Origin of the sequence: Kocuria sediminis, assembly GCF_009735315.1 — a bacterium.
GTDB lineage: Bacteria > Actinomycetota > Actinomycetes > Actinomycetales > Micrococcaceae > Kocuria > Kocuria turfanensis.
Map to the genome: position 1 here is coordinate 38469 of NZ_WOGU01000007.1, position 16686 is coordinate 55154.

General features: G+C 73.0%; 15 protein-coding genes. 14 read left to right on the forward strand and 1 reads right to left on the reverse strand.

What is annotated here, in order from left to right:
* Positions 1-70: 70 nt before the first annotated feature.
* The 7 genes from GMA12_RS09555 (at position 71) to GMA12_RS09585 (ending at position 8445) form a co-directional block, all read left to right on the forward strand.
* A complete protein-coding gene (locus tag GMA12_RS09555) occupies positions 71-1096 on the forward strand; it encodes a zinc-dependent alcohol dehydrogenase (protein ID WP_162459700.1) in 1026 nt (341 codons plus the stop codon).
* Complete coding sequence (locus GMA12_RS09560; RefSeq protein WP_156269297.1) at positions 1093-1848, forward strand: SDR family oxidoreductase; 756 nt, start codon at positions 1093-1095, stop codon at positions 1846-1848. Before GMA12_RS09555 ends, GMA12_RS09560 begins: the two co-directional genes overlap by 4 nt.
* Positions 1845-2480: a bifunctional 4-hydroxy-2-oxoglutarate aldolase/2-dehydro-3-deoxy-phosphogluconate aldolase gene (locus GMA12_RS09565; protein WP_156269298.1), complete on the forward strand. Its 636-nt coding sequence runs from the start codon at positions 1845-1847 to the stop codon at positions 2478-2480. Before GMA12_RS09560 ends, GMA12_RS09565 begins: the two co-directional genes overlap by 4 nt.
* Positions 2477-3418 carry a sugar kinase gene (locus tag GMA12_RS09570; RefSeq protein ID WP_156269299.1) on the forward strand — a complete coding sequence of 314 codons (942 nt, stop codon included), beginning with the start codon at positions 2477-2479 and terminating at the stop codon, positions 3416-3418. Before GMA12_RS09565 ends, GMA12_RS09570 begins: the two co-directional genes overlap by 4 nt.
* A gap of 339 nt (positions 3419-3757) precedes the next feature.
* The gene (locus GMA12_RS09575; protein ID WP_156269300.1) at positions 3758-4897 is read left to right on the forward strand and encodes a metallophosphoesterase family protein; all 1140 of its coding nucleotides are present in this window, start codon (positions 3758-3760) and stop codon (positions 4895-4897) included.
* Positions 4894-7530: an ATP-binding protein gene (locus GMA12_RS09580; RefSeq protein ID WP_156269301.1), complete on the forward strand. Its 2637-nt coding sequence runs from the start codon at positions 4894-4896 to the stop codon at positions 7528-7530. The genes GMA12_RS09575 and GMA12_RS09580 overlap by 4 nt, the downstream gene beginning before the upstream one ends.
* A 507-nt stretch (positions 7531-8037) precedes the next feature.
* Entirely contained in the window at positions 8038-8445 is a 408-nt protein-coding gene (locus GMA12_RS09585; protein WP_162459701.1) for a PIN domain-containing protein, read from the forward strand.
* Between the two features lie 101 nt (positions 8446-8546).
* Here GMA12_RS09585 and GMA12_RS09590 read toward each other — a convergent pair whose 3' ends face one another.
* The gene (locus GMA12_RS09590) at positions 8547-9341 is read right to left on the reverse strand and encodes a FadR/GntR family transcriptional regulator (protein WP_156269303.1); all 795 of its coding nucleotides are present in this window, start codon (positions 9339-9341) and stop codon (positions 8547-8549) included.
* Between the two features lie 74 nt (positions 9342-9415).
* On the opposite strand from GMA12_RS09590, the gene GMA12_RS09595 reads away from it, so the two are divergent.
* From GMA12_RS09595 to GMA12_RS09625, 7 genes are all read left to right on the forward strand, one after another.
* Entirely contained in the window at positions 9416-10294 is an 879-nt protein-coding gene (locus tag GMA12_RS09595; protein WP_156269304.1) for a carbon-nitrogen hydrolase family protein, read from the forward strand.
* Positions 10295-10304: 10 nt separating this feature from the next.
* Positions 10305-11657 carry an APC family permease gene (locus tag GMA12_RS09600; protein ID WP_156269305.1) on the forward strand — a complete coding sequence of 451 codons (1353 nt, stop codon included), beginning with the start codon at positions 10305-10307 and terminating at the stop codon, positions 11655-11657.
* 26 nt (positions 11658-11683) lie between these two features.
* Positions 11684-12475 (forward strand): carbon-nitrogen hydrolase family protein, encoded by a 792-nt coding sequence (locus GMA12_RS09605; RefSeq protein ID WP_156269306.1) that lies wholly within the window; start codon positions 11684-11686, stop codon positions 12473-12475.
* Positions 12476-12551: 76 nt separating this feature from the next.
* Positions 12552-13115, forward strand: coding sequence for a hypothetical protein (locus GMA12_RS09610; protein WP_156269307.1), 564 nt, complete (start codon positions 12552-12554; stop codon positions 13113-13115).
* Between the two features lie 234 nt (positions 13116-13349).
* On the forward strand, positions 13350-13925 hold the full coding sequence (locus GMA12_RS09615) for a GIY-YIG nuclease family protein (RefSeq protein ID WP_156269308.1): 576 nt from the start codon (positions 13350-13352) through the stop codon (positions 13923-13925).
* A gap of 115 nt (positions 13926-14040) precedes the next feature.
* A complete protein-coding gene (locus GMA12_RS09620; protein ID WP_156269309.1) occupies positions 14041-15108 on the forward strand; it encodes a LacI family DNA-binding transcriptional regulator in 1068 nt (355 codons plus the stop codon).
* Positions 15109-15399: 291 nt separating this feature from the next.
* Complete coding sequence (locus GMA12_RS09625; RefSeq protein WP_156269310.1) at positions 15400-16647, forward strand: M20 family metallo-hydrolase; 1248 nt, start codon at positions 15400-15402, stop codon at positions 16645-16647.
* Positions 16648-16686 lie beyond the last annotated feature (39 nt).

Genomic DNA, 16686 nt, shown 5'->3' on the forward strand with positions numbered 1-16686 from the left:
GTTGCACCAGACGGAACTCACAACAGAACCGAGTTTCACGAAATGAACTGGACTCACGGAGGAGACGGCAGTGCGAGCAGCGAGATATCTCGGCGGCGGAGTGATCGAAGTCGGTGGCGCCGAGTCCCTGGCCCCCCGGGCCGATGAAGTGACCATCCGGGTGGCCTACAACGGCATCTGCGGCACCGACCTGCACATCGTGCAGGGGCACATGGACGCCCGGGTCGCCACCCCGGCGGTGATCGGGCACGAGATGAGCGGGGTCGTCGACGCGGTCGGCGAGGGCGTCGACGACCTGAAGGCCGGTCAGCCCGTCACGGTGATGCCGTTGCGCTGGTGCGGCGAGTGCGCCTCCTGCCGCGCCGGGCACCAGCACATCTGCCAGCGGCTGGACTTCGTCGGCATCGACTCGCCCGGGGCCCTGCAGGAGCTGTGGACCGTGCCGGCGTCTCTGGTGGTGCCGCTGCCCGAGGGGGTCTCGCTCCAGCACGCCGCGCTCGTCGAGCCGCTCGCTGTTGCCGTGCACGACGTGCGGCGCTCACGGCTGGCGGCCGGGGAGACGGCCGTGGTCATCGGCGGTGGCCCCATCGGCCAGCTCATCGCCGTCGTCGCTCGCGCCACCGGCGCTGACGTCATCCTCGCCGAGCCGGACGCCGCCCGCCGCGGATTCGCCGAGCAGCAGGGCGCCGTCGTCGTCGACCCTGTCGGTGAGGACCTCGCCGCGGTCGTCGAGGAGCGCACCGGCGGCGCCGGTGCCGATGTGGTCTTCGAGGTGGCCGGCACCCGCGGCACCGCGCTCGATGCCACCCGTCATGCCCGTACCCGGGGCCGCGTCGTGTTCGTCGCGATCCACCCCGAGCCGGTGCCGGTGGACCTGCACCGCGTCTTCTGGCGGGAGCTCGAGGTGCTCGGTGCTCGGGTCTACGAACGGGAGGACTTCGAGCACGCCGTCAGGCTCCTCGCCGAGGGGTCCGTGCCTGCCGATGCGCTGATCACACGGGTCGTTCCGCTCGACGAGACGATGACCGCCTTCGACGACCTGCTCTCGGCAGCGGCCATGAAGATCCTCGTCGACGTTCAGGGGGGCACCCGATGAGCATCTCCTTCGACCTCACGGGCACGACCGCCGTCGTGACCGGCGCCCGCCGGGGCATCGGCTTCGCCATGGCCGAGGCACTCGCTCTGGCCGGTGCCGACATCATTGCCGTATCCGCCGCCCAGGAGGCCGACGGCGGTGCGATCGGTGCGCGCGTGCGCGAGCTCGGCCGCGCGTTCGACGGCCACGCCGTCGACTTCACCGACCGCGAGGCCGTCCAGGCCTTCGGCGAGGCGGTGCGGGACCGCACCGACATCCTGGTGAACAACGCCGGGACCATCCGCCGCTCGCCCGCCGCAGAGCATCCCCTCGAGTGGTGGGACGAGGTGCTGGACGTGAACCTGCGCAACCAGTTCGTCCTCACCCAGGCGGTCGGCGCCTCGATGCTGGAGCGCGGCAGCGGCCGTGTCATCTTCACGGCCAGCCTCTTGAGCTTCCAGGGCGGCATCAACGTGCCCGGCTACACCGCGGCGAAGTCCGGTGTCGCCGGGCTCGTGAAGGCGCTGAGCAACGAGTGGGCGGGGCGAGGGGTGACCGTCAACGCCATCGCCCCCGGCTACATCGCCACCGACAACACCGCGGCGCTGCGCGCGGACGAGGACCGCTCGGAGGCGATCCTCGAGCGCATCCCCTCCGGCCGGTGGGGACGGCCGGAGGACCTGCAAGGGGCCACGGTGTTCCTCGCGAGTCCGGCCGCCGCCTACGTCACAGGCGTCACACTGCCCGTCGACGGCGGATGGATGGCACGATGAGCGATCTCTCGGCACCGCGCACCTGCGAGCTCAGCGGGGTCGTGCCGCTGGCCACCGTTCGCGACGCCGCGGCCGCCGACACGATCGCCGACGGTCTGGTGAGCGGTGGTCTGCCGGTCCTCGAAGTGGCCCTGCGCAACGACTACGGCCTGGCGGCGATCGAGCGGATCGCAGCCAGGGGGGACGTGGCCGTCGGCGCCGGGACGGTGCTGACTCACGAGCAGCTGCGGCGCAGCCTGGACGCGGGTGCGTCCTTCGTCGTCGCACCGGGACTCGACGAGGAGATCGTCGAGGCAGCCCTCGCCGCCGGAGTGCCCGTGCTGCCGGGCATCATGACGCCGAGCGACGTGCAGCGCGGACTTCGCCTCGGGCTCCGCCGGCTGAAGCTGTTCCCGGCCGGGGTCGCCGGTGGCCTCGCGCTCATCAGCGCGCTGGCGCCCGTCTTCCCCGGCGTCGGTTTCATGCCCAGCGGCGGTGTGAACGCGGAGAACCTCGCCGAGTACCTGGCGCATCCTGCCGTCTTCGCCGCCAGCGGTTCCTGGATCGCGTCGAGCGAGCGGGTCGCGGCCGGGGCCGAGGCGGTCGCGGCCGCCGCGCGCCAGGCCGTCACGATCCAGGAGTCTGCGGCATGAGCGTCGTCACGCTCGGAGAGTCCCTCGGGCTGCTCGTCGCCTCCCGGATCGGTCGCCTCGAGCTCGTGCCGTCGATGGACCTTGGCTTCGGCGGGGCGGAGAGCAACGTCGCGATCGGGCTCGCCCGCCTCGGCGTGCCCGTGACGTGGATGGGGCGACTCGGCGACGACGCGATGGGGCGGCTCATCGAACGCCAACTGCGCGCCGAGGGCGTCCAGCCGAGCGTCACCCGCGACACGAGCGCGCCCACCGCGCTCATGCTCAAGGAACGGCCTGCGTCCGGGGCCAGTGCCATCAGCTACTACCGCGCCGGCAGCGCAGGCTCCCGCATCGAACCGGCAGACCTCGACCTCGACCGCGTCCGCGCCGCGCGCGTGCTCCACCTGACCGGCATCACCGCCGCCGTCAGCGAGTCCGCACGCCGTGCCCTCGATGCCGCCGTCGAGACCGCACACCAGGCCGGAGCCGTCGTCTCGTTCGACGTCAACCACCGCTCCCGGCTGTGGAGCGCAGAGGAGGCGGTGCCCGTCTACCGTGCGCTGGCCGCACGCGCCGACCTCGTCTTCGCCGGCGAGGACGAGGCCGAGCTCCTGACCGGCGAGCACGAGCCGGCGGCGCAGGCGGCCGCGATCGCCGCGATGGGACCGACGCAGGTCGTCGTGAAACGCGGCGAGCACGGGGCCATCGGCTTCGCCGAGGGTGAGCGGGTGGAGGTCCCGGCCTTCGCGGTGCAGGCCCTCGACACCGTCGGTGCCGGCGACGCCTTCGTCGCCGGGTACCTCGCCGAGTTGATCGCGGGCGCGCCGCTGCCGGAACGGCTCCGCACGGCCGCCGCATGCGGTGCGATCGCCTGCACTGCACCGGGTGACTGGGAGGCCGCGCCCGATCGCGGTGCCATCGCGAGATTCCTCGACGCCGGCGATCCCGTGCAGCGCTGAGGCCCACGTGCCCGGGCGACGACCTGTCCGTCGTCGCCCGGGCACCCGGTGGGGTGGCGGCGCCTGCTGCACTGGCCCCGGCGTGCCCGCCGCGCGGGAATCCGGGCTGGAGGGTCCCATGCCTGATACTTCAGGAGTGCGGTGCGCCACCTCGGTGTGATGTCCTACCGTGCTTCTACAGTCGGGCAGGGAAACGCAGATGGAAATTCATACAGCGCGACCCGCTCCGCCGCGGGGCCCCCTCTCCGGCGGACGTCCCAGCACAGGAACCCCGGCGGTCCCCGAGGAGAGGACGAGCGCTGTGACATCAGCCCGCCCGCGACCCACCGAGGAGCTTCGATGACGAGCACCCGCTTCCTCCACACGAGCGACTGGCAGCTGGGCATGACCCGGCACTACCTCGAGGGCGAGGCCCAGTCCCGGTACACGGGCGACCGCGTGGAGACGATCCGCCGGATCGGGGAACTGGCCCGCGAGCGGGGATGCGCGTTCGTGGTGGTGGCCGGCGACGTCTTCGAGCACGCCAACCTGAGCCGCCGGGACGTCGGCCGCGCCCTGGACGCCATGGGCGCCGTGCAGCTGCCGGTGTACCTGCTGCCGGGCAACCACGACCCGCTCGGACCGGGCTCGATCTACGCCCAGGACGCCTTCCAGCAGCTGAAACCGGACAACGTCGTGCTCCTGGACGACGTCGGCCCCTGGCCCGCCGCCGAGGGCGTGGAGCTGGTGGCCGCCCCCTGGCGCAGCAAGCGGCCCGACGCGGACCCGGTCGCCCCGGCCCTGGAAGGGCTCACGGCGGACGGGACGCTGCGCATCGTGGTGGGCCACGGCATGCTCGACGAGCTGGACCCGGACCAGACCTCGCTCACCACCGTGCGCCGGGCGCCTTTGGACGAGGCGCTGGGCCGCGGGGCGATCCACTACGTGGCCCTGGGCGACCGGCACATCCGCTGGCCCGAGGACGGCCGCGGCGCCCTCCAGTACTCCGGCACCCACGAGTCCACGAGCTTCCGCGAGCACGGCCGCGGGCAGGCCCTGGAGGTCGCCCTGGACGACGCCGGCGCGCAGGTCACCGCCCACGAGGTGGGCCGGTGGGAGCACCTGCGCCTGCAGCGCCGGCTCGACGGCCCCGAGGACGTCGACGCCCTGCGGGCCGAGCTCTCCGCGCTCACGCCCAAGGAGCGGATCATCCTGCAGACCGTGTTCACCGGCACCCTGAGCCTGTCCGCCTCCGCGGCGCTGGAGAACCTGCTCGCCCAGCAGGCGGAGGTCTTCGCGAGCCTCAACGCGTGGGAGCGGCACACCGACCTGGTGGTCGTCCCGGACGAGCACGAGTTCGAGGACCTCGACGTCGGCGGCTACGCCGCGGACGCCGTCGTCGAACTGCGCGCAAAAGCCGCCTCCGACGCCGAGGACGCCCCCGCCGCCGGTGACGCGCTCCGGCTCCTGTACCGCCTCGTGGGAGGAGCGACCCGATGAAGCTGCACCGCCTCAAGCTCGAGAACTTCCGCGGCGTGACCGCCCGCGAGATCGAGTTCCCCGACGCCGGGGTCGTGGTGGTCACCGGCCGCAACGAAATCGGCAAGACCTCCATGATCGACGCCCTGGACGCGCTGATCGCCCTGCCGGACAGCAGCAAGAAGCGCACGATCCTCGAGGCGAAGCCCGCCGGCCGGGACGTGCCCGTGCTCGTGGAGGCGGAGTTCTCGATCGGGCCGACCCGGGTGGTCTACACCAAGCAGTGGCTCAAGCGGCCCACCACGACCCTGCGCCACGTCTCGGGCGCCTCGGCCGGGCGCACGGTCACCGGCCGCGAGGCGCACGACGCCGCCGAGCAGCTGTGGGCCACCGCCGACACCACCCTGTGGCAGGCGCTGCGCTACCTCCAGGCCAGCGGCCTGGACCAGAACGCCCTGACCGACAGCGCCGCGCTGCGCCGGGCCCTGGAGTCCCGCGCCGGCGAGGCCCAGGGCGACGACCGCGAGGTCACCACCCTGCTGGAGCGCGTGGGCGCGGAGTGCGACAGGTACTGGACCTCCACGCGGAAGAGGAACGCCAAGTACGTCCAGGCCGAGACCGACTGCCGGGACGCCGAGACCGCCGCCGCGGCGGCCGCCGAGGCGCTGCGCGGCATCGCCGGAGTCGAGGACGAGCTGACGGAGCTCACCGAGGAGATCGCCGACTCCGGCCGCAAGCTCGCCGCGGCCCGGGCCGAACGGGCGGAGCTGGACCGGGCCGCCGAGCAGATCGAGGCCGTCCAGCGGCAGCAGCAGGAGGCGCAGCGGCGCCGGAACGCCGCCCAGGGCGAGCTCGACCGCGCCCGCGAGCGCGCGACCCGCCGCACGGAGCTCGTGGCCGCCCTCGCTGCCGACGAGGAGCGCAGCGCCGCCCTCGCCGGGGACCTGCGCGTTTGCGAGGAGGACCTCGCGCCGGTGCGGGAGCACGCCGCGGAGGCCGAGCAGCGCCGCGCCGCAGCGCAGGCCGCAGTCCAGGAGGCCCGGGCGGCGCACCGGTCCGCGCGGGAGGACCAAAAGCACCTCGATAACGTCGAGCGCCACCGCCGCGCCAGCTCGATCCTGGACTCGCTCGAGGCGGTCCGGGCGCGGCTGGCCGAGCTGCAGTCCCGGCCCGCCACGGAGCTCGACGAGGACGTCCTGGACGAGCTGGACCGGGCCCAGCGCGCCGCGGAGCGGGCCGAGGCGGAGCTGGCCGCCGGCAGCGCCCGGGTGGAGCTGACCGCGCTGGGCCGCGCGCGACCCATCGTGCGCTGCGGCGCCACCGAGGAGGTGCACCCCGAGGAGCCGTGGTCGGTGCCGGTAACCGACGAGGTCGAGGTCGAGATCCCCGGCGAGTGGCGGGTGCGGATCTCCCCGGAACAGGGCATCGAGACCCGCCGGGACGCCGCGCAGCAGGCCGCCGAGGCGTTCGCCATGTTGCTGGCGCGGCACGGGGTCGGCTCGGTCGCCGCGGCGCGGGCCGCGTGGCGCGACGCCCAGGAGCTGGCCCGGCAGGTGCGCGAGGCCGAGGCCGACCGCGACCGGCTCCTCGACGGCGAGGACGAGAGCCGGCTGCGCGACGACCGGGACCGCCTCGCGGCCGCGATCGAGCAGTACGGCGACCGGCGCAGCGGCGACCTCCCGCTGCCGGAGTCGGCCGACGCGGCGCAGGACACGGCCCAGGCCGCCGAGGACACCCTCACCGAGGCCGAGGACACCGCCCGCCGCACGGAGGCCGCCGCCCAGGCAGCCCGGGCGACCCTGGAGAAGGCCCAGACGCGGCTGCACTCCCTGCAGGGCGCGGCCCTCGAGCAGGAGCGGGCCCTCACCGCCGCCCGGGCCCGGCTCGAGGAGGCCCGCCACGAGCTGCCGGACGAGGAGCTCGAGCGCGCCGTCACGGCCGCCGGCGAGGCGCTGGCCGCCGTCCAGGAGGATGTCGACGCCCACGACGCGGCTCTGACGGGCCTCGACGCCGACCGGGTGCTCGCGGACCGGGCGCTGGTGGCCGACCAGGTCGCCGGGCTCGAGCGGTTGCTCACCGACCGGCAGGGCCGCCGCAGCGCCCTGCTCGGCAAGCTCGAGGGCATGGGCCGGGACCGGGTGCAGCTGGAGCACGACCAGGCGGAGACCCGGCTCGAGGCCGCCCGGCGCCACCTCGCCGCGATCGAGCGGCGCGCCGAGGCCGCCCTGCTGCTGGAGCGCACCCTGCTGGCCCACCGCGAGCGCGCCCACGCCCAGTACGTCCAGCCCTTCCGCACCGCGGTGGAGCAGCTGGGCCGGGCGGTCTACGGCCCGGAGTTCGAGGTCCAGGTGAGCGGCACCCTGGAGGTGGAGCACCGCAAGCTCGACGGCGACTGGCTGCCCTTCGCCGCCCTGTCCACCGGGGCCAAGGAGCAGCTGGTGATCCTCATCCGGCTCGCCACCGCCCTGCTGGTGGACCCGGAGGACGGGGTGCCGGTGCTGCTCGACGACGCCCTGGGCCACTCCGATCCGCAGCGGCTGCGCCGGCTGGCCTCGGCCATCACCACCGCCGGGGAGCGGACCCAGGTGATCGTGCTGACCTCCAACCCCGAGCGCTTCGCGAACCTGCGGGAGGCGCGGCGGATCGAGATGTGAGCCGACCCCGGCTCCGCCAGGACCCGTGTTGCCACTGGGCCGATCGGTCCGGATGAGATCTCTCTCGGCACCGATTGCCCTGGTGCGTCCCAGCCGGTATCTCTACGCTCTTCAGGTAAGTCGTGAGTGCTTCCAGTTTCCACCAGAGAGGAAGGCCGCCGTGAGCTTGGATCGAGGTCAGCCAAAGCGAGGCAGTCTGCAGCGTCGTTCGCACGGGTCCAAGGCACCCCGTGTCCTCACCTCGGGCGTTGCTCGACGGCTGCGAATGGCACGCCCCGATCAGGAGACGTACGTGGTGACGTCTCAGCCGGCCGCCCGGCCCGGTCCTTCCTTTCCACCTGCTCTCGGAAAGGCGGCCCTGCAGGCACTGGGCAATGAGCAACCGCGGGAAGTCAGCCCTGAGGACGTGTACCGCCTCATGTCTCCGTCTCCGGAGAGCACCGGCTGGGGCAAGGAGCTCGCGGAAGACCGGAAGAACGTCGTGGCGCACGATCCCTGGGAAAGCCCGTGAGGGGACTGCTCGACACCAACATCCTCATCGCTCTCGTGGATCCGGGGCAGGAGACCCCTGATCTGAGCGGGTTCACCGGATTGACCATCAGCTCCTTGTCCCTGTCGGAGATGCACATGGGTGTGTCCGCCATGATCAGGGACCGGGCGAAGAAGGCGCTGCGGGAGAACGAGCTCGCGAGGACTCGAGCCACCTTCGGCGCCGGCATCCCCTACGACGATCGATGTGCCCTGGCGTTCGGCCTTGTGGTCGAGGAAGCGGTCAGGAACGGCGCATCGCACCGCAGCAATGTCATCGACAGGATGATCGCGGCGACGGCGATGGTGCATGGACTCACCCTGGTCACGCGGAACACCGACGACTTCAAGCATCTGACCGGCCTGGTGGAGGTGGCGAAGCGGTAACCGGTGCGCCCGGTACCGTGCCAGGCGACCTGAGGTTCTCGCTGACAGCACGGTGCCTACCGTGCAGCAGCGGCGCCGGATCGAGATGTGAGCCGCAGCCGCTACGGGCGGGCGTTCCCGGTGGAGTCCGCGCTCCGGTGCGCCTCCAGCAGACCGACGAACATGGTCCGGTGCAGCCGGTCCACGTGCTGGTGGGAGAGGTCCACGGCCGTTCCGCAGTCGCGGGCGGCCAGAGCCCGGACCAGCCCGATGTGGTCGTGGTTGGCCAGGTGCAGCTGGTCTATCGGGTACGGGATGAAGTAGCCGTAGAGCTGCTCGAGCACCGTGAGGTACTCCGCCGCGGCGTTGCCGACGGCGGCGGCCTCGGCGACCGCGCGGTGGAACTCGTCGTCGGCCTGGTGGTAGACGGACCAGCTCTGCGCCTCCGCCATCCGGCGGGTCAGCTCGTCGAGGTGCCGGATGTGCTCGTCGGTGGCCCGGAGGGCGGCGAAGTGCGCCAGCGCGCACTCCATGAGCAGGCGGCGGTCGATGAGGCCGTGCACCTCCACGGTCTCGGCGGCGGGGACGACGAGCCGGCGCAGTGCCTCGGCGCAGGGCTGGTCGGCGACGAACGTGCCGCCGCTGCGCCCGCGCCGCCGGACCAGCACGCCGTCGTCGGCGAGGCTCATGAGCGCCCGCCGGGCGGTCATCGGGCTGACGGAGAGCCCGCGGGCGACCTCCTCCTGGTCCGGCAGCCGCTCTCCCGGTTGGAGCATGCCCAGCGAGATCGCCATGCCGATCCGCAGGCGCACGGCGTCGATGGCGTTGCGCCGTGCGACACCGCCGAGCACCCCGGTGCCGAGGGTGTCTGCCGGTGCGTCGTCGTGGGCCACGCCGTCCACTGTACGGCTCGACATCGCGCCCCTTCCTTTATTGGATCATTCAGATCTAATATAGCCCGCGTACCCGGACCCACCAGATCGGACCCCACATGCACCGCACGCTCTCCCTGGTCGCTGCGCAGGCCGCCCCGCGCCTCATCGGTGAACCGGTGTCCGCCTTCGCCGACGAGGTCGGCGAGATCCTCCGGACCCGCCCGGACACCCAGCTGGTCGTCTTCCCGGAGCTGCACCTGTTCGGGGACGGGGACCCCGACCTGCAGCGCACCGAGGCCCTGCAGGACAGCGCCCAGCCGCTGGACGGTCCCCGCACCCGGGAGCTCCGGCAGCTGGCCGGGGACCTCGGCATCTGGCTGGTGCCCGGCAGCGTCTGCGAGCGCGGCCCGGAGGGCCAGCTGTTCAACACCCAGCTGGTGCTCTCCCCCGAGGGCGAGCTCGCCGGCTACTACCGCAAGGTCTTCCCCTGGCGGCCGCACGAACCCTACGACCCCGGCGACCGCTTCACCACCGTCGACATCGACGGCGTCGGGCGGCTGGGGCTGAACATCTGCTACGACGCGTGGTTCCCCGAGGTCACCCGCCAGCTGGCCTGGATGGGCGCCGAGGTGGTGCTCAACGTCGTGAAGACCACCACCCCGGACCGGCGCCAGGAGGTGGTGCTGGCCCAGGCCAACGCCATCACCAATCAGGTGTTCATGGTCAGCGTGAACTGCGCCGGTCCCGTGGGCGCCGGGCAGAGCCTGATCGTCGACCCGGAGGGCCGGGTCCTGGCGTCCTCCGCCGACGACCGGCCGGAGCTGCTCGCGGCGGACCTGGACCTGACGCACGTCGAGCGCGTGCGGGCCGAGGGCACGGAGGGGATCAACCGCATGTGGTCCCAGTTCCGCGCCGGCGAGACCCCCATCGAACTTCCCGTCTACGGGGGCCGGATGGATCCGGCGACCTGGACTCCACGACCCTTCACACCCTGAGGACACCAGCATGGAAACGACGACCCTGACCCGCACGCTGCGGCTGCCCTCGCTGGTCCTCTTCGGACTGGCCTACCTCACCCCGATCATCGTGCTGGGCATCTTCGGCGTCATCGCCGAGACCTCCGGCGGGGCCGCGCCGGCGGCCTACCTCGTGGCCCTGGCGGCGATGCTGCTGACCGCGCACAGCTACGGGCGGATGGCCGCGGCCCACCCCGTGGCCGGCTCCGCCTACACCTACGTCCGCCGCTCCATCGACTCCCGCGCCGGGTTCCTGGTCGGCTGGGCGGTGCTGCTGGACTACCTCTTCCTGCCCATGGTCATCTGGCTGATCGGCGCCTCCTACCTGGGGGCCCAGTTCCCCGGCGTGCCCTTCGCCGCGTGGATCCTCGGGTTCGTCGTCATCACCACGGTGCTCAACGTGCTGGGGATCAAGGTCGCGGACAAGGCCAACTACGTGCTGATGGCCTTCCAGCTCCTGGTCCTGGCGTTCTTCGTCGTCCTGTCGATCGGCTCCGTGGTCTCCGCGGCCGGGCCGGGCGGCCTGGTGAGCGCCGAGCCGTTCCTCAACAGCACCTCCGACCTCGGGATGGTCACGGCCGGCGCCGCCATCGCCGCGTACTCCTTCCTGGGCTTCGACGCCGTCACCACGCTCACCGAGGAGGCGGTCGAGCCGCGCAAGAACATGCCGCGGGCGATCATGCTCATCGCCCTGATCGGCGGCGGCATCTTCGTGGTCGTCTCCTACGTGACGCAGCTGGTGCACCCCGGTGGCCGGTTCGAGGACGCCGCCTCCGCCGCGTCCCAGATCGCCCTGCAGATCGGCGGCCAGCTGTTCGGGGCGGTCTTCCTCGCCGGTCTCGTCGTCGCGCAGTTCGCCTCCGGCCTCGCCGCGCAGGCCAGCGCCTCCCGGCTGCTCTACGCCATGGGCCGGGACGCGGTGCTGCCGAAGGGCGTGTTCGGCCGGCTGGACCCGCGCTTCCGCACCCCGGTCCTGAACCTGGTCATCACCGGCGCCGTGGGGCTGATCGCGATCTTCCTGGACGTGGCGACGTCCACCTCGTTCATCAACTTCGGGGCGTTTACCGCCTTCACCCTGGTGAACCTCGCCGTGATCTTCCACTTCGTGCGCGAACGCCGCGCCGGGCGCCGGCTCAACGTCCTGAGCTACGTGGTGGTGCCCGCCGGGGGCGCTCTCGTGTGCGCCTTCCTGCTGTCCCAGCTCGACGCGAACGCCCTGACGCTGGGCTCCGTCTGGCTGGTGTGTGGGATCATCGCCCTGGCCGTGGTCACCCGCGGCTTCCGCGTCGCGCCACCGGAGATGGCCGCCACGGAGCAGCAGGTGACCCACGAGGTCGTCTGACTCACTGCTGCGGAAGGAACGACGGAATGCGGATCGCCGTGGGCCAGCTCCGGTCCGGCCCGGACGTGGGCGCGAACCTGGCTGCCATCGCGGGTCTGGTCGAGGACGCCGCCGGCCGCGGCGCCCGGATGGTGGTGCTGCCGGAGTACGCCACCTACCTGAAGAAGGCCGTCGACGAGACCTTCCCGCAGGTCGCCGAGCCGCTCGACGGTCCGGTGGGCACCGAGCTGGCCCGCCTCGCCGCCCGCCACCGCGTGACCGTGGTGGCGGGCGTGGTCGAGGCCTCCGCCGCGCCCGGGCGCGCGCACAACACCCTGGTGGTCCACGGACCCGACGGGCGGCGGCTGGCGCGCTACCGCAAGATCCACCTATTCGACGCCCAGGGCTACGCGGAGTCCCGGTTCATCGAGGCGGCGCCCGTCCCGGAACCGGTGGTCTTCGACGTCGACGGGCTGCGCTTCGGCCTGCTGACCTGTTACGACCTGCGCTTCCCGGAGCTGGCCAGGGCGCTGGCCGACGCCGGTGCGCAGGTGCTGCTGAGCTGCGCGGCATGGGTCCCCGGGGAGCACAAGCTGCGGCAGTGGCAGGCCCTGTCCACGGCGCGGGCGATCGAGAACGGGGCCTACGTCGTCGGGTCGTGCCAGGCAGAGCCGATCTCGATCGGGCACTCCCTCGTGGTCGACCCCCTGGGCGCAACCGTGGCCGAGCTGGGCACCGGGCCCTCCCTCGCCGTGGCGGAGATCCTGCCGGAGCTGATCAGCACGGCACGGCAGCGCTTCCCCACGGCCGCGCAGCGGCGGCTTCCCACCGTCGAATGACGCGCATTCGGGTCCGGAGCACCACCCGCGTGAGGTGGCTCACCTAGACTCGTGGCCACGGAGACGAGGGACGGACATGAGCATCGAGGACCAACCGCGCTCCCGGGCGGCGGCCACGGGATCGCAGGAGCCGACGTCGCACGGTCGCGCCCGCCCCGAGGCTGATTCCCGGGAAGCCGAGGCCCGGAACGCCGATCTGAAGCAGGCACTGGCCGAGGTGCGGAAGGTCGGGGTCGAGGCGAGCGAGCTGCTGCGCGCAGAGGGCCTGAAGCCGGCCCGCCTGGTGCACTTCCCCCGGGGCGCCCGGTCCTATCCCCTGATCGGCCGAGCACTCTCCGGGGTCCGGTGCGGCCAGGGATGGCATGTCGTCCGCGGCCTGGTCGTGGGCACGGACGGCCGGCTGTGGGCGCGCACACCGGGCCCCGACGCCACTCCGCACCAGGACCTGGGCGCGTGGCGGCTGGAGGTGGAACCGCCCGGCGGCCCGGGCGAGCTGCCACCGCCCGTGGCGTTCGACGGCGCCTCCCTGCACACCGTGCGCCGGATCTCCGAGGACGAGTACCTGAAGATCGACCTCATCGACCGCCTCACGGACGGCTACGCGCGGCTGCTGATCCTCCACCACCGCCAGCGGCCGTAAGGGTGACAGCCGCCTCCCCGGCTCCACCCTGCGGCAGCACGGCCTTCGGAATATCTGCCACTACTTCTACTTCAAAAAAATAATGCGCCGCCCACCGCGTCATGCCGCACACTGCCCCTAGAGTCGGAGTGGAAATTGCATCCGCAAACTACCGGCCAGAGGCTGTCCTGCCCCCGCAGACAGACGTGGCGCAGGAATTGGACCTGCTGTATCGAGAGAGCTGGAGGAGGACGCGTGAGCACGCAGCCCGCTGACTTCAGTCTGCCCAACCTCCCACTCAGCGCCCCGCTGCAGGCGGAGCCGGGCCGGGAGCGCGGCGTCTACTCCTGGTGGCTGGACACCGCCCGCTGTCCCACCCCCGAGGCGGCGGGCCTGCGGCAGCTGCCGGACGTACCGCGGCTGGTGCACGCCTCCGGCCGGGCCGAGCTGCTCTACGTGGGCCGGGCCCGCCGCAATCTGCACCAGCGCATCGTGGGCCAGCACCTGCGGCGCACCCGGTCCTCGGCGCTGCGGCGCACGCTGCTGGCCGTCCTCCTGCCGGGAGACCCGTCCTGGCGGGAGGGCGCGGCCCTGGACGGGCGGGGCAGGGTGGTCCTCGAGGAGGCGCAGGAGCAGCGGCTCACGACCTGGATGCAGGAGCACCTGCTCCTCGGCTGGGCGGTCTGCGCGACGAAGGACGACGTGGACGCGCTGGAGCGGCGGTGGATCGCCGAGCACCGGCCGGTGCTGAACACGGACGGCACCGATCACGGCGCTCGGCTGACCGCGCTGAAGGAGACGTTCCGCGAGGGATTGCCGCGGCGTTCCTGACCTCCGCGCACGAGACGCCGCAGGCCACCAGCCCCGCGTCCCGGAGCAGCTGCGACGACCACACGGACCGCACGGCAGTCCGCCGGCCCGGCGGCTCACCACTTACACTCGGAGCGTGCCGAGAACCCCCAGCACGCACCGCTCCCGAGGGCCGAAGCACCCGACGCTGGCCGATGTCGCCCGCGCCGCCGAGGTGGACCCGTCGACGGTCTCCCGCACGCTCCGCCGGGGCGAGGACGGCGCCCGGACCGAGCGTGCCCGGCGGATCTGGGCGGTCGCGCGCGCCCTCGACTACCGCCCCAACCTCGCCGCGGCGGCGCTGCGGACCAACCTGACCCGCCTCATCGCGGTCTTCATCCCCCGGCTGCGGGACGAGGTGCTCGCGCTGATGTACGAGGGCATCGAGGAGACCCTGGAGGCCGCCGGCTACCAGTGCGTCGTGCTCGCCACCGGCGACGACCCCGACGTGCAGCTGGCCAAGCTGCAGATCGCCCTCCAGCGCCGCGTGGACGGCGTGCTGGTCGGCGACGCCGTCATCGGCTCGCCGTTCCTGGCGCGCGTGCGCGCCGCCGGGATCCCCTGCATCCTCTTCAACCGGCCCCGGCGCGGCTACCGCTCGATCACCATCGACGACCGGGCGGGCGGGCGGATGGCCGCCGAGCACCTCCTGGCCCGGGTCGAGGGGCCGCTGGCCGTCTACGGCGCCATGAACCACGCCCAGAACCTGATCCACCGGGTCGACGGCTTCCTCGACGCCTGCCGGGCCGCCGGCCGGGCGGTCGACCCGGAGCTGATCTTCCACGGCGGCCTCTTCGCGGAGGACGGGCTCGGGATGGCCGAGCGGCTGCTCGCGCTCCCCCACCCTCCGCGGGGCATCTTCGCCGTCAACGACGCCGCGGCCGTCGGCGTGCTGGGCGAGTACGTGCGTCACGGCGCCCGCCCCGGGGAGGACGTCTTCGTGGTCGGGTTCAACAACGTCTTTCTCGCCCGGGTGATGTCCGTGCCCCTGACCACGGTGGCCAGCCCCATGCAGGAGCTCGGCGCCGCCGCGGCCACCGCCCTGCTCGAGCTCATGGCCGGCGGCCGGCCCACCTCTCAGGTCATGCCCGTCGAACTGCTCGTGCGCGCCTCGACCGGCGGACCCGGCCTCTTGACCGGGCCGGACGCGCCTCCCGGCGCCTGAATTCTGCTGCTGTCGAGGGCACTTCCCTCGACGACGAAAATGCAATCGATTGCGAAAACCGTTGACCCGGCCCGTCCCACCCCATAGCGTTCGTGGCACGGCTCACCTCCGCGGCGGCCGCCGGGCGGGACGTCCCGCCGGGCACCACCGCGGCGGACCACGACCGGCGCGAGACCGGGAGGAGCCGCCGCCCACCGGCACGCCGCCGGGAGCGGGCACCACCGGAGACCTCCGGCGCGGCGCCGTTCCCCACCGGCGTGCCGAGACCCCCGATGACGAGGGAGGACCTGGATGCCGTTCGACGTGGTGGAGGCGACCCAGCGGGTCGAGGAGCAGATCGGCCAGCTCTCCCGGCTGCGCTCCGAGGAACGTCCGGGCTGGACCCGGCAGGTCTTCGGCGAGCCCTACCGGGAGTCCCGCGAGTGGGTCGCCGCGACGATGCGGGACGCGGGTCTGGAGGTCCACCGGGACGCCGCCGGGAATCTCGTCGGCCGGCTGGCCGGCACGAACTCCTCCGCCCCGGCCCTCATGACGGGCTCCCACACCGACACGGTCGAGGGCGGGGGCCGGTTCGACGGCGTTGTCGGCGTACTCGGCGCGATCGAAGCGACCCGCAGCATCCGCGAGTCCGGCACGCCGCTGAGCCGGGACCTGCTCGTCGTCGACTTCCTCGGCGAGGAGTCCAACGAGTACGGGCTCAGCTGCCTGGGCAGCCGCACCATGGCGGGAGAGCTGACCGCCGCCGACCTGAACCGGCGCAACGCCGCCGGGCGGTCGCTGGGCAGCGCCTACGAGGCCTTCGGCCTCGACCCCTCCGCCCTGCTCGACCCCGCCCGCACGGCCCCCGGGCCGCTGCACGGGTACGTGGAGCTGCACATCGAGCAGGGACCCACCCTGGAGAAGGAGGGCACCCAGATCGGCGTGGTGACCTCGATCTGCGGGATCGAGCGCTTCGTCGCCCACTTCGCCGGCCGCGAGGACCACGCCGGCACCCGCCCGGTCGCAGATCGGCACGACGCCATGGTCGCCGCCGCCCAGGCCGTCCTGACCGTGCGCAGCGAGGGGTGCGGCGCCCCCGGCGTCGCCACCACCACGCACGTGCGCAACCGCTCCTCCTCCCCCAACGTGGTGCCCAGCGCGGTGGACGTCTCCGGGGAGCTGCGCAGCATCGACCGGTCGTGGCTGACCGGGGCCAAGCGGCGCCTGGGCGAACAGGTCCTCAGCGCCTCCCGGGGATACGGCGTCGACGTGGACTTCGACTGGACCTCGGACAACGAGATCGTTCAGGCCCATCCGCGCGCCTACGACCTCGTCGCGGCGACCGCCGCGGAGCTGGGCTACTCCTGGCGCCCCGTGCCCAGCGGGGCCACCCACGACGCCGTGCACCTGGCCTCGCTCGCGCCGATGGCGATGATCTTCGTGCCCTCCCGCGACGGCCGCAGCCACTGCCCCGAGGAGTGGACCGACGCCCCGGACATCGGCCGCGGCGTCCACGTCCTGGCGGAGACCCTCCGCGCCCTCGACACCGCCCGGCTGTGACAGCGCACCCCGCACCGGAGGACCCACCCGTCCCGACCC

What these genes read in the sequence shown, in the direction of transcription:
- GMA12_RS09590 (WP_156269303.1), bottom strand. Translation starts at nt 9,341, where the DNA reads ATGTCGAGCCGTACAGTGGACGGCGTGGCCCACGACGACGCACCGGCA.
- GMA12_RS09565 (WP_156269298.1), top strand. Translation starts at nt 1,845, where the DNA reads ATGAGCGATCTCTCGGCACCGCGCACCTGCGAGCTCAGCGGGGTCGTG.
- GMA12_RS09605 (WP_156269306.1), top strand. Translation starts at nt 11,684, where the DNA reads ATGCGGATCGCCGTGGGCCAGCTCCGGTCCGGCCCGGACGTGGGCGCG.
- GMA12_RS09625 (WP_156269310.1), top strand. Translation starts at nt 15,400, where the DNA reads ATGCCGTTCGACGTGGTGGAGGCGACCCAGCGGGTCGAGGAGCAGATC.
- GMA12_RS09600 (WP_156269305.1), top strand. Translation starts at nt 10,305, where the DNA reads ATGGAAACGACGACCCTGACCCGCACGCTGCGGCTGCCCTCGCTGGTC.
- GMA12_RS09580 (WP_156269301.1), top strand. Translation starts at nt 4,894, where the DNA reads ATGAAGCTGCACCGCCTCAAGCTCGAGAACTTCCGCGGCGTGACCGCC.
- GMA12_RS09560 (WP_156269297.1), top strand. Translation starts at nt 1,093, where the DNA reads ATGAGCATCTCCTTCGACCTCACGGGCACGACCGCCGTCGTGACCGGC.
- GMA12_RS09595 (WP_156269304.1), top strand. Translation starts at nt 9,416, where the DNA reads ATGCACCGCACGCTCTCCCTGGTCGCTGCGCAGGCCGCCCCGCGCCTC.
- GMA12_RS09570 (WP_156269299.1), top strand. Translation starts at nt 2,477, where the DNA reads ATGAGCGTCGTCACGCTCGGAGAGTCCCTCGGGCTGCTCGTCGCCTCC.
- GMA12_RS09575 (WP_156269300.1), top strand. Translation starts at nt 3,758, where the DNA reads ATGACGAGCACCCGCTTCCTCCACACGAGCGACTGGCAGCTGGGCATG.
- GMA12_RS09610 (WP_156269307.1), top strand. Translation starts at nt 12,552, where the DNA reads ATGAGCATCGAGGACCAACCGCGCTCCCGGGCGGCGGCCACGGGATCG.